Origin of the sequence: Amycolatopsis kentuckyensis (assembly GCF_041679295.1) — a bacterium.
In the GTDB taxonomy this organism is placed as follows: Bacteria; Actinomycetota; Actinomycetes; order Mycobacteriales; family Pseudonocardiaceae; genus Amycolatopsis; species Amycolatopsis kentuckyensis_A.
On the sequence record NZ_JBGDMD010000005.1, the window covers coordinates 460,188 to 474,135 of the forward strand.

Genomic DNA, 13,948 nt, shown 5'->3' on the forward strand with positions numbered 1-13,948 from the left:
TGGCTTCGGATCGGGGTGCGGGGGAGTCTGGGTCCTCGTCGGTGCCTGTTCTCGGGGGCCTCTCGCCTTTGGCGTCGGCCTATGTGGCGTGGCGAGACGGTGGCAGTCGTTCAGGCGGCGGTTGGCGGATGGCATGAACGAGTCGTTCATCGCGTCCGACGTCAGGGTCCCGGCATAGTCGGATCGGCGCGGCCGGTCCGGGGGCCGGCGACGTCATGAACGAGTCGTTCACCTCGCCGGATGCGATGAACGAGTCATTCACGACCGCCGAAGCTCGGCATCCCGCCGAAGTGCCTCTTCGGCCCGGCGTTCCGCGGGCGGTGGTGCCGGGTGGAGCATCGCCCCACCCGACTTTGCCGGAACCCCGCCCTGCGGGCCGCCCCCCCGCCCCACAGACCAAACCCCACCCGTCCCTGGGGGCTGACCCCGCTCCAGCGTACCGCCCACCCCCGACGAACCAGCCGGAAAAAGCGACCCACGAGCCCAGTTGTCCACAACCACCCCGCCCTGTGGGCAACCTACCTCCCAACCCCCGACTCTAGGGTTTTGCGGGTCCCGCATGAGGTTCACTCGAAGCGACCACGCCGTGAACCCGGAGGTACCTGGTGGCACTGTCTGCGGACAAGGGCAACGACAAGGACAAGGTCGTCGAAGCGCTCCGGGCGTCCTTGCGGGACAACAAGCGGCTGCGCGAACAAAACGACCGGCTCACCAAAGCCGCCACCGAACCCATCGCCGTCGTCGCCATGGGCTGCCGCTTCCCGGGCGGGGTCGCCGGCCCCGACCAGCTCTGGGACCTCCTGAAGAACGGCAGCGATGCCATCGGCAGCTTCCCCGCCGACCGCGACTGGACCGCCGACGAACTCGCCGGCAGCAACACCGCCGAGGGTGGCTTCCTCGACCACGCCGCCGACTTCGACCCCGGCTTCTTCGGCATCTCACCCCGCGAAGCACTCGCGATGGACCCGCAGCAACGCCTCCTGCTCGAAGTCGCCTGGGAAACCTTCGAACGCGCCGGCCTGAACCGGGACGAACTGAAAGCCAGCGACACCGGCGTCTTCATCGGCTGCAGCAACCAGGCCTACGGCTCCACCGACCTCGACGCCCTCCCCGACGAGGTCCGCGGCCACCTCCTCACCGGCAGCGCCGTCTCGGTCGCCTCCGGCCGGCTCGCCTACACCTTCGGCCTCGAAGGCCCCACCGTCACCGTCGACACCGCCTGCTCGTCGTCGCTCGTCGCGCTGCACCTCGCCGTGCAGGCCCTGCGCGCGGGCGAGTGCTCGATGGCGCTCGCCGGCGGCGTCACCGTCATGGCGACGCCCGCCGTCTTCGTCGAATTCACCAGCCAGGGCGGGGTTTCCGCGTCCGGGCGGTGCCGGTCGTTCGCCGACACCGCCGACGGCACCGGCTGGGGCGAAGGCGCCGGCCTGCTGCTCGTCGAACGGCTTTCCGACGCACGCCAGAACGGCCACCCGGTGCTCGCCGTCCTGCGCGGGTCCGCCGTCAACTCCGACGGCGCCTCCAACGGCCTCACCGCCCCCAACGGCCTGTCCCAGCAACGAGTCATCCGCGCCGCGCTGGCCAACGCAGGTCTCAAACCGTCCGAAGTGGACGCCGTCGAAGCGCACGGAACCGGCACCACCCTCGGTGACCCGATCGAGGCGCAAGCCCTCCTGGCCACCTACGGCCGCGACCGCGAGCACCCCCTCCGCCTGGGTTCCATCAAGTCCAACATCGGGCACACCCAGGCCGCCGCCGGCGTGGCCGGGGTCATGAAGATGGTCCTGGCCCTGCAGCACGGCGAACTGCCGCGCACCCTGCACGTCGCCGAGCCGTCCACGCAGGTCGATTGGACACGCGGTTCGATCGAACTCCTGACCCAGCACACCCTCTGGCCCGAGACCGGCGGGCCCCGACGCGCCGGCGTCTCGTCGTTCGGCGTCGGCGGCACCAACGCCCACGTCGTCCTGGAAGCAGCCGAGCCCGCGCCGGAGCAATCCGAAGCACCGCAAGGCCCGACAACGTGGTTGCTGTCCGCCCGCACCGCCGACGCCCTCCAGGCCCAGGCCGACCTGCTGCGCAAGACCGTGAAAGACGAGCCACAAGACGTCGGCCTGACCCTGGCTACCCGCACCGCCTGGGAACACCGCGCGGCCGTGGTCGGGGATACCCTCGAGGATCTGATCCACGGCCTGGACGCGCTCGCGGAGGCGACACCCTCGGCCGAGGTGGTCCGGGGCGTCGCCGCACCGCCGGGCAAGACCGCCTTCGTCTTCCCGGGCCAGGGCGCCCAATGGGTCGGCATGGCCGTCGGCCTCTTCGAGCAGTCCCCGGTCTTCGCCGCCCGCCTGGTCGAGTGCGAGACGGCACTGAAGTCCCATGTGGACTGGAACCTGACCGACATCCTGGGCGACGCCGAGGCCTTGGAGCGGGTCGACGTCGTGCAGCCGGCCTCCTGGGCCGTGATGGTTTCCCTGGCCGCGCTCTGGCAGTCGGCGGGCGTTCGCCCCGGCGCGGTCGTCGGGCACTCACAGGGCGAGATCGCCGCTGCCGTCGTCGCGGGCGCACTGTCTCTTGAGGACGGTGCCCGCGTGGTAACGCTCAGAAGCAAGCTCATCGCCGAAAAACTGGCGGGCAAGGGCGGAATGGCATCGGTGGCGTTGCCGGAGGCCGAGATCGCCACGCGGTTGGACGGCCGGATCGGCATAGCGGCGGTCAACAGCCCCGGCTCGGTCGTGCTGTCCGGCGAGCCGGAGGCGCTCGACGAACTCATCGAAATCTGCGCAGCCGAAGGCATCCGTGCCCGCCGCATCCCGGTTGACTACGCGTCACACTCGGCGCACGTCGAGGCCATCGAGGACGACCTCCTGGCCGCACTCACCCCGATCACCCCGCGCGAAGCCACAATCCCGGTCTACTCCTCGGTGCTCGGCGACTGGGCCGGCCCCATGGACGCCGGCTACTGGTACCGGAACCTGCGCCGAACCGTCTTGTTCGACACGGCCGTGCGCGGCCTGGCCGAGGCGGGGTACACGACGTTCGTCGAGGTCAGCGCCCACCCCGTCCTCGCTGCAGCGGTCCAGGAGACCCTGGATGAGCCGGTCGTCGTCGGATCGCTGCGCCGAGGCGACGGCGGCCTGTCGCGCTTCCTGGCGTCCCTGGCCGAACTGTGGACGCGCGGCGCCGTCGTCGACTGGGCCGCCCTCTTCCCGGGCGCCCGTCCAGTCGACTTGCCCACTTACCCGTTCCAGCGCGAACGCTACTGGCTGACTCCGGCCCAAAAGGCGGCCGCGGCCGACGACGACTTCTGGTCCGCTGTGGACAGTGGCGACGCCGAAACGCTCGCCGGTTCCCTCGACGTCGACGCGACAACGCTCACCGATGTCCTGCCGGCCCTTACCCAGTACCGCAAGCGCCGTCACGAACAGTCCGTTGTGGACAATTGGCGGTACCGGATCACCTGGCGGCCCACGAAGCCGCAAGCGGACCTCACCGGCCGCTGGCTGGTCGTCGCCCCCGCCGGTCACCCGGCTGATGATCTCGTCGAGGGCCTGGCCGCGCACGGCGCCGAGCCAGTCCTGCTGACGGTCGAACCGGGCGCCCCGCTCCCGGACCTACCCACCGACGGCATCACCGGCGTCCTGTCCCTGCTGGCCTTCGCCGATGACGGCCTCTGCGCCACCATCGAGCTGGCTCGAGCCATCGAGACCGCGCCGCTCTGGCTGCTGACCCGCGGCGCCGTCTCCACCGGCCGCTCCGACCGACTGACCAGCCCGGACCAGGCGCAGGTCTGGGGCCTGGGCCGGGTCGTGGCGCTGGAGCACCCGGACCGCTGGGGCGGGCTCGTCGACCTGCCCGAAACGCTCGACGACCGCGCGCTCGCCCGCCTGGCCCGGGTACTCGCCGACGCGAAAGAAGACCAGGTCGCGATCCGCGCGGCCGGGGTGCTGGTCCGCCGCCTGGTCCCCGCTCCGGCCGGTGCGCCGCGAGGGGAGTGGCGGACCAGCGGGACCGCGCTGGTCACCGGCGGCACCGGCGCGCTCGGCGCCCACGTCGCCCGCTGGCTCGCCGCGGCCGGCGCCGAACAGGTCGTCCTGACCAGCCGCCGAGGACTCGCCGCGGTCGGCGCCGCCGAGCTGCGCGACGAGCTGACCGCGCTCGGCGTCGAGGTGACCGTCGCTGCCTGCGACGTCGCCGATCGGGACGCCTTGGCCGCCCTGCTGGCCGACATCGAACCCCGCGTCGTCGTGCATGCCGCCGGGGTGGGCCGCTCGGCCGCGCTGGCCGACCTCGACCGCGCCGAGGTCGCCGAGACGCTGCGCGCGAAGGTCGACGGCGCGCGGAACCTCGACGAACTCCTCGACGACGTCGACGCGTTCGTCCTGTTCTCCTCGAACGCCGGCGTCTGGGGCGGCGGCGGCCAAGCCGCCTACGCCGCGGCCAACGCCCACCTCGACGCCCTCGCGCAGCACCGCCGCGACCGCGGCCTGCCCGCGACGTCCGTGGCGTGGGGTGCGTGGGCCGGACCGGGCATGACCGGCGACGCCTCGGGCGAGCAGCTGCGCCGCCGCGGTGTCCGCGCCATGGACCCCGCGCTCGCCCTCACGGTGCTGCGGCAGGCCCTCGAAGCCGACGAGACCTTCCTGTCCGTCGCGGACATGGACTGGGCGCGGTTCGCCCCCGCCTTCACCGCCGCCCGCCCCCGGCCGCTGCTCGACGAGCTGCCCGAGGTCCGCCGGGTCCTCGACGAAACCACGACCCCGGATTCCCCGGCTCAGCACTACCTTTCCGGGCTGAGCGAGGCCGCGCGGGCCGAGGCGCTGCTCGACCTCGTCCGCGCCGAGACGGCCGCGGTGCTGGGCTATCCTGGTCCCGGCTCGGTCGAGCCCGACCGGGCCTTCCGCGATCTGGGCGTCGACTCGCTGATCGCCCTCGAGGTGCGCAACCGGCTCGTCGCGGCGACCGGGCTCAAGCTGCCCGCCGTCGTGCTGTTCGACCACCCGGACCCGCGGCGGCTCGCCGCGCGGCTGGGGCACGAGCTGATCGACGCCGGCCCCGTGGCGGCCGAGCAGCTCGTGTCCCGGGTGGACACCGACGACCCGATCGCCATCGTGTCGATGGCCTGCCGCCTGCCCGGGGACGTGCGGTCGCCGGACGACCTGTGGAACCTCGTCGCGGCCGGCGCCGAAGGCCTGACGCCGTTCCCGGTCAACCGCGGCTGGGAACTCGACGAGGTGAGGGGCGTCGGCGGGTTCGTCCACGACGCCGACGAGTTCGACGCGGCCTTCTTCGGCATCTCACCCCGGGAAGCCCTGGCCATGGACCCGCAGCAGCGGCTGCTGCTGGAAAGCGCCTGGGAGGTCTTCGAACGCGCCGGCATCGACCCGCGCTCGTTGCGCGGCAGCGCCGCCGGAGTGTTCGTCGGCTGCGGCACCCAGGGCTACGCGACCGGCCACACCGAAGCGCCCGAGGAGGTCGAAGGGCACCTGCTCACCGGGAACGCCGGTGCCGTCGTGTCCGGCCGGGTGTCCTATGTGCTCGGCCTCGAAGGCCCGGCGGTCACCGTCGACACGGCGTGCTCGTCGTCGCTGGTCGCGCTGCACCTGGCCGCGCAGTCGGTCCGCTCCGGCGAGTCGTCGATGGCGATCGCGGGCGGCGTCACGGTGATGGCGACGCCGGGCGCGTTCCAGGAGTTCGGCAGGCAGGGCGGCCTGGCCGGCGACGGCCGCTGCAAGGCCTTCGCCGACGCGGCCGACGGCACGGGCTGGGGCGAGGGCGCCGCCCTGGTCCTGGTCGAGCGCTTGTCGGACGCGCGGCGGCTCGGCCACCCGGTGCTGGCGCTGCTGCGCGGTTCGGCGATGAACCAGGACGGCGCGTCCAACGGCCTGAGCGCCCCGAACGGCCCGTCCCAGCAGCGCGTGATCCGCGCGGCACTGGCGAACGCGGGCCTCACACCGTCCGATGTGGACGCCGTCGAGGCGCACGGGACGGGCACGAGCCTGGGCGACCCGATCGAGGCCCAGGCGCTGCTGGAAACCTACGGCCGGGACCGCGAGCAGCCGCTGTGGCTCGGCTCGGTGAAGTCGAACGTGGGGCACACGCAGGCGGCGTCCGGTGTCGTGGGCGTGCTCAAGATGGTCCTCTCGATGCGCGAGAGGACGCTGCCGAAAACCCTCCACGTCGACCAGCCGTCGACCCGGGTGGACTGGACGACGGGCGAGGTCCGGCTGCTGACCGAGGCCCAGCCGTGGCCGTCCGGCGACCGGCCGCGCCGCGCCGGAGTGTCCTCGTTCGGGGTCAGCGGCACCAACGCGCACGTCATCATCGAGGAACCGCCGGCGGTTCCCACTGTCCACAGTGCCCCCGAATCAGGCGTGGTGCCGTGGGTCCTGTCGGGACGGACCGAGCAGGCCGTCCGCGACGCGGCGCGTGGACTCACGACCGTCGACGGCGACCGCCTGGACATCGCGTTCGCACTGGCCGCGCGTTCGACGTTCGAGTATCGGACTGTGCTGCTGGGCGACGACCTCGACTCGACTCCGCTCGTCCCGGCCGAGCCCGGGAAGACGGCCTTCCTGTTCTCCGGCCAGGGTTCGCAGCGGATCGGGATGGGCGCGGAGCTGTACGAGCGGTTCCCTGTGTTCGCCGAGGCTTTCGACGCGGTGTGCGTGCACCTTGACGCAGAGTTGGACCGTCCGCTGCGCGAGGTCGTCGTCGGCGATGCCGAACTCCTCGACCGGACGGGCTACACCCAGCCCGCGTTGTTCGCCGTCGAGGTGGCGTTGTTCCGGCTGCTGGAGTCCTGGGGCGTGCTCCCGGATTACGTGGCCGGGCACTCGATCGGCGAGCTGGCCGCGGCGCACGTCGCCGGCGTGCTGTCCCTCGCGGACGCGTGCCGGCTGGTGGCCGCGCGCGCGGGCCTGATGCAGGCGCTTGCCGCCGGGGGCGCGATGCTGGCCGTGCAGGCCACCGAGGCCGAGGTCACCGCCCTGCTGGGCGACGGCGTGAGCCTGGCCGCGGTGAACGGACCCGAAGCCGTGGTGGTTTCGGGTGACGTCGACGCGGTCGAGCGGCACTTCGCGGGACTGGGCCGCAAGGTCCGCCGGCTGGCCGTCTCGCACGCGTTCCACTCGGCGGCGATGGACCCGATGCTGGCGGAGTTCGCGCGCGTGGCCGGTGGACTTACCTACACCGCGCCGAACCTCCCGATCGTGTCCACTGTGTCCGGTCGCGTCGCCGGGGACGAGCTGCTGAGCCCGGACTACTGGGTCCGCCAGGTCCGCGAGACCGTCCGGTTCGCCGACGCCACCGAGACCCTCGCCGGACTCGGCGTCACGCGGGCACTCGAACTCGGCCCGGACGGCGTGCTCTCGGCGCTCGCCGGCTTCCCGTCGGCGCCCGTGCTGCGCAAGGACCGCGACGAGTACCGCAGCCTGCTCACCGCACTGGCCGACGCGCACACCCGCGGGCACACCGTCGACTGGACCGCGGTCCTGCGCGCGGCGCACCCGGGGTACGTTCCTCGCGCGGTCGCCTTGCCGACCTACCCGTTCCAGCGCACCCGCTTCTGGCTGGAGGCCGGGTCGACGCGCCGTCAGGCCCCGGTCGGGGAGTACGAAATCACCTGGCAGGCCGTCGCCGACCCGGGCGAGGTCACGCTGCCCGGAAACTGGCTCGCGGTAGTACCCGCGGGCGCCGGCCTGCATCTCCTCGACGACGTCCTCGAAGTCACCCCCGACGACGATCTCGCCGGGCTGCTGCGCGGCCGGGATCTTGCCGGAGTCGTGTCTGCTTTGGACGTCGAAGGTCAGCTCGCGCTGGCCCAAGCCCTCGGGGCCGCGGGGATCGACGCACCGCTGTGGTGCGTCACCCGCGGCGCGGTCGCGGCGGCCGATGGCGACGCGCCGGATCCGGCGCAGGCGATGGTCTGGGGGCTCGGACGCACCGTCGCCCTGGAACACCCGCACCGCTGGGGCGGCCTCGTCGACCTACCCGCCGACGTCGACGAAGCCGTGCTGGTCCGCCTCCGCACGGTCCTCAGCGGCGCGACCGGCGAAGACGAAGTCGCCCTCCGCGGATCCACGGTGCTGGCCCGCCGGTTGACCCGCCGCGTGGCCCGGCCGGTGACGTCGTGGCAGCCGAGTGGCACCGTCCTGGTCACCGGCGGTACCGGCGCGCTCGGCCGGCACGTCGCCCGCTGGCTGGCCGGCGCCGGGGCGGAGCACCTCGTCCTGACCAGCCGCCGCGGCCCCGACGCTCCCGGTGCGGCCGACCTGCGCGAAGAGCTGACCGCGCTCGGCGCCCGGGTCGACGTCCTGGCCTGCGACGTCACCGACCGCGCGGCGCTCGCTGCCACCCTGGACGCCGTCGGTGAGCTGACCGCCGTCGTGCACATCGCCGGGGTGCTGGCCGACGGCGTGCTCGAAGCCCTCACCCCGGAACGGCTCGCCGAGGTCGTCGACGCGAAGGCCGGCGCGGCCCGGAACCTGCACGAACTGACCGCCGGGCACCCTCTGGCCGCGTTCGTCCTGTTCTCCTCCTGCGCGGGCACCTTCGGTGCGGCGGGGCAGGCCAACTACGCGGCCGCGAACGCCTTCCTCGACGCGCTCGCCGAGCAACGCCGAGCCCAGGGGCTGGTGGCGACGTCGATCGCGTGGGGACCGTGGGCCGACGGCGGGATGGCCACGGCGGCGGCCGCCGAGGAGCACCTCGGCCGCACCGGGCTCGTCCCGCTACGGCCCGACCGGGCGATCGCCGCGCTGCGGGCCGCGGTCGAGAGCGGCGGCGCGGCCGTCACCGTGGCGGACGTCGACTGGGACCGGTTCGCGGCCGCGCTCACCGCGCACCGCCCGCGTCCGCTGCTCGCCGGCCTCCCCGAAGTCCGGCCCGCGGCGGCCACGGATTCCCTGAAGGACAAGCTCGCCACCACGGCGGACGCGGAGAAGCTGCTGTTGAAGGTGGTGCGCGAGCAGGTGGCGTCCGCGCTCGGCCACCGCTCGGCCGACGACGTCCCGGCCGGCCGGACCTTCAAGGAGCTGGGGTTCGACTCGCTGACCGCGGTCGAGCTGCGCAACCGCCTCGACACGGCCACCGGGCTGCGGCTCCCGGCGACGCTCGCGTTCGACTACCCGACCGCGACCGCGCTGGCGGCGTACCTCCGCGCGGAGCTGCTGGGCGCGGTCGACGAAGCGCCGGCAGCGGTGGCCCGGAACACCGACGAGCCGATCGCCATCGTCGGGATGAGCTGCCGCTTCCCCGGCGAGGTGCGCAACCCGGACGAACTCTGGGCCCTGCTCGCCGAGGGCCGCGACGCCGTCACGGAGTTCCCGGCCGACCGTGGCTGGGACACCGCCGCGCTCTACGACCCCGATCCCGACCACGCCGGGACGACGTATGTCCGCGAAGGCGGGTTCCTGACCGGCGCCGATCAGTTCGACGCCGAGTTCTTCGGGATCTCGCCCCGCGAGGCGCTGGCCATGGACCCGCAGCAACGGCTCCTGCTGGAAGCGTCCTGGGAAGCCTTGGAGCAGGCGGGCATCGACCCGCTGTCGGTGCGCGGCGCGCCCGTCGGCGTGTTCGCCGGGACCAACGGGCAGGACTACACCGCGGCCCTGCACTTCGGCGAGGAGAGCGTCGACGGCTACCTCGCCACCGGCAGCGCGGGCAGTGTCCTTTCCGGACGGATCGCCTACGAGCTCGGCCTGGAAGGCCCGGCGATGACGGTCGACACGGCGTGCTCGTCGTCGCTGGTCGCGCTGCACCTGGCCGCCCAGTCGCTGCGGTCGGGCGAATGCTCCCTGGCGTTGGCCGGCGGCGTGACGATCATGTCCACGCCCGGCTTGTTCGTCGAGTTCAGCCGCCAGCGCGGGCTGGCACCGGACGGCCGGTGCAAGGCTTTCGCCGACGAGGCCGACGGCACCGGCTGGGGCGAAGGCGTCGGCGTCGTGCTCGTCGAACGGCTTTCCGACGCGCGCCGCCTCGGCCACCCGGTGCTGGCGGTGGTACGAGGATCCGCGGTCAACCAGGACGGCGCGTCCAACGGCCTCACCGCGCCGAACGGACCGTCGCAGCAGCGGGTCATCCGGGCGGCGCTGGCGAACGCGGGCCTGGAACCGTCCGATGTGGACGCCGTCGAGGCACACGGAACCGGGACGACCCTGGGTGACCCGATCGAGGCTCAGGCGCTGCTGGCGACGTATGGCCGGGACCGCGAAGAGCCGTTGTGGCTGGGCTCGATCAAGTCCAACGTCGGGCACACGCAGGCCGCGGCCGGGGTCGCCGGCGTGATCAAGATGGTGCTGGCCATCCGCCACGGCGTGCTGCCGGCCACGCTGCACGTCGGCGAGCCGTCCCGGCACGTCGACTGGGACAGCGGCGCGGTCTCCCTGCTGACCGAGGCACGGCCGTGGCCTGAGCGCGAAGGTCCGCGACGCGCCGGGATCTCGTCGTTCGGCGTCAGCGGAACGAACGCGCACATCATCGTCGAGCAGTCGCCAGAGCACCCCAATGTGGCCTTGGTTGCGTCTGACGCACCCAAGGCGGCCTTCGGTGCGTCTGACGCACCGAAGGCCACATTGGGGCGCTCTGGGCCGGTGCCGTGGGTGCTGTCGGGTCGGTCGGCAGCCGCGGTTCGGGACCGGGCGGCCGCGCTGGTCGAGGTGTCCGGGGACGACGCCGAGGTCGCGTGGTCGCTGGTGAGCACCCGTTCGGCCTTCGAGCACCGGGCGGTCGTCCTCGCCGACCACCGCGATGGCCTGCGCGAGCTGGCCGCCGACGCGCCCGGGTCGTCCGTGGTCACCGGGACCGCCGGGGCCGCGGGCGAGACGGTGTTCGTCTTCCCCGGCCAGGGTGCGCAGTGGGCGGGCATGGCCATCGGCCTGCTCGACGAGCCCGTCTTCGCCGACCGGCTCGCCGAGTGCGCCGCCGCACTGGAACCGTACGTGGACTGGTCCCTGACCGACGTCCTGAGCGACGCGGCGGCCCTCGAACGGGTCGACGTCGTCCAGCCCGCGTCCTGGGCCGTGATGGTGTCACTGGCCGCGCTGTGGCGCTCGGCCGGCGTCGAACTCCACGCCGTCGCCGGGCACTCCCAGGGCGAGATCGCGGCCGCGGTCGTCGCGGGTGGACTGTCCCTCGAGGACGGTGCCAAGGTCGTCGCACTGCGCAGCAAGGCGATCGCCGCCGGGCTCGCGGGCCACGGCGGCATGGCCTCGGTCGCGCTCGGCGCCGGCCACGTCGCGGACCTGTTGCCCGACGGGGTCGCGATCGCGGCCTACAACAGCCCGACATCGACGGTGGTGTGCGGCGACCCGGCCGCCCTGGACGAGCTGATCGCCCACTGCACGGACAACGACATCCGAGCCCGGCGCATCCCGGTCGACTACGCCTCCCACTCGGTCCACGTCGAGGGCATCCGAGACGAACTCCGAACCGCCCTCGCGGACCTGCGGCCGCGCACCGGCGACATCCCGTTCCACTCCGCGGTGACCGCCGAACCGGTCGACACCGCCACCCTCGACGGGGACTACTGGTACCGGAACCTGCGCGAGCCGGTCCGCTTCCTCGACACCACCCGCACGCTCATCGAGCGCGGACACCGGTTCTTCGTCGAGGTCAGCGCCCACCCGGTGCTGCTCAGCGCGATCCAGGAAACCCTCGACGACACGCCCGGCGTGGTCGTCGGGACGCTGCGCCGCGGCGAAGGCGACCCGCGCCGCTTCCTGGCCTCGGTCGCCGAGCTGTGGACGCAAGGGCATGCCGTCGACTGGTCGGCGTTCGTCCCGCAGGCGCCGACGATCAGCCTGCCCACCTACCCGTTCCAGCACCGGCGCTACTGGCCGAAGCCCGCGCAGCCCACGGCGCCGGCCGGGAGCCCGCTCGACGAGCAGTTCTGGGCGGCGGTGGACCGCGAGGACGTGACGTCGCTCGCCGGCACCCTCGCGATCGCGCCGGAACCGCTCGGTGACGTCCTGCCCGCGCTCGCGTCCTGGCGACGCACCCGCGTCGAACAGTCCACTGTGGATGGCTGGCGCTACCGGATCGTCTGGAAACCCCTCGAAACACCCGAACGGTCGCTCACCGGTACCTGGCTGGTCGTCACGCCGGAAGGCGGCGAGCACCCCTGGCTCGACGCGGCGCCGCAGCTCTTCGAGTCCGTGGTCCCGGTGACCGTCGGCGACACCGACCGCGCCACGCTCGGCAAGCGCCTGGTCGACCTCGGTCCGGTCGACGGCGTGCTCTCCCTGCTGGCACTCGACCCGGCCGGGCAGCGCGGCGTCGCGAACACCCTGCTCCTGACCCAGGCCCTCGGCGACGCCGGGATCACCGCGCCGCTGTGGCTCGCCACGGCGGGCGCGGTCGCCACCGGCCGCGGCGAGGTGATCACCGACGCCGGCCAGGCCCAGATCTGGGGCCTCGGCCGGGTCGTCGGCCTGGAACACGCCGACCGCTGGGGCGGCCTGGTCGACCTGCCCGAGACCGCGGACGAGCGCGACCGGCGCCGGCTGGCCGGGATCCTGGCCGCGGCCGGCGACGAGGACCAGGTCGCCGTCCGGTCGTCCGGGGTGCTCACCCGCCGCCTGGTACCGGCCCCGCTCGGCGACGCCGCGGCGGTCCGCGACTGGCGACCGTCCGGGACCGTGCTCATCACCGGCGGCACCGGCGGGGTCGGCGCACACGTCGCCCGCTGGCTCGCCGGCCGGGGCGCGGACCGGCTGGTGCTCACCAGCCGGCGCGGCGAAGCGGCGCCCGGTGCGGCCGAACTCCGCGACGAACTGGCCGCACTCGGCACCGAGACGACGATCGCCGCCTGCGACGTCGCCGACCGCGCGGCCGTAAAGACGCTGCTCGACGGCCTGGCCGACGCGGGCACGCCGGTCCGGGCCGTGTTCCACGCGGCCGGGATCGTCCAGGGCACCGCGCTCGACGACACCGAAGTCGCCGAGCTCGCCGAGGTGGTGGCGGCCAAGGTCGACGGCGCCACCCACCTCGACGAGCTCCTGGACGACGTCGACGCGTTCGTCCTGTTCTCCTCCAACGCCGGCGTCTGGGGCAGTGGCGGCCAGGGCGCCTACGCGGCGGGCAACGCGTTCCTCGACGCGCTTGCCCAGCGCCGCCGGGACCGCGGGCTCACCGCGACCTCGGTCGCGTGGGGCGCCTGGCGGGGCGCGGGGATGGCGGGCGACCACGACGCCGAGGAACACCTGCGCCGCCGGGGCGTCGGCGCGATGCCGCCGGAGCGGGCGCTGCTCGCGCTGGGACAGGTGCTCGACAACGACGAAACCGTGCTCACCGTCGCCGACGTCGACTGGGACCGGTTCGTGCGCGGGTTCACCGCCGCGCGGCCGCGGCCGCTGCTCGACGACCTGCCCGCGGTCCGCCGGGCCCTCGAAGCCCAGCGGGCCGAACCGGAGGCGACACCGGAGTCGTTCCCGGGACGGCTGACCGGCCTGCCGCCGGTCGAGCAGGAGCGCGTGGTCCTCGACCACGTCCGCGACGCCATCGCCCGGGTGCTCGGGCACGCGGGCGCCGGCGAGATCGACGCGCAGCGGCCGTTCAAGGAGCTCGGCTTCGACTCCCTGACCGGGGTGGAGCTGCGCAACCGGCTGCGCGCGGCGACCGGGCTGAAGCTGCCCGCCACCCTCGTCTTCGACCACCCGACGCCGTCGGCGCTGGCCGGCTTCTTGCTCGCGGCGCTGGTCGGCGAAGAAGTCTCGCTGCTGACCGAGCTCGACCGGATCGAAACGCTGGTTTCAGGGGTTTCCCCAGAGGATGCCGCCTTTGGTCAAATCACCAGCCGCCTTCGGACCATGCTGGACAAGCTGGGGGAAGCGCGGGCGCCCGACGGCCGGCCGCGGGTCGCCCATCAGCTCGAAGCCGCGACGGACGACGAAATTTTCGACTTCATCCACCGGGAGCTCGGCAGGTCGTGACGACGCGGCGCCGGTAA

Annotated in this window: 1 protein-coding gene; it reads left to right on the plus strand. The window is 73.5% G+C overall.

Annotation, left to right across the window (positions count from 1 at the left end):
* Window positions 1–605 precede the first annotated feature (605 nt).
* Window positions 606–13,931 carry a type I polyketide synthase gene (locus tag ACERZO_RS23110; RefSeq protein ID WP_444843225.1) on the plus strand — a complete coding sequence of 4,442 codons (13,326 nt, stop codon included), beginning with the start codon at window positions 606–608 and terminating at the stop codon, window positions 13,929–13,931.
* The last annotated feature ends 17 nt before the right edge of the window (window positions 13,932–13,948 follow it).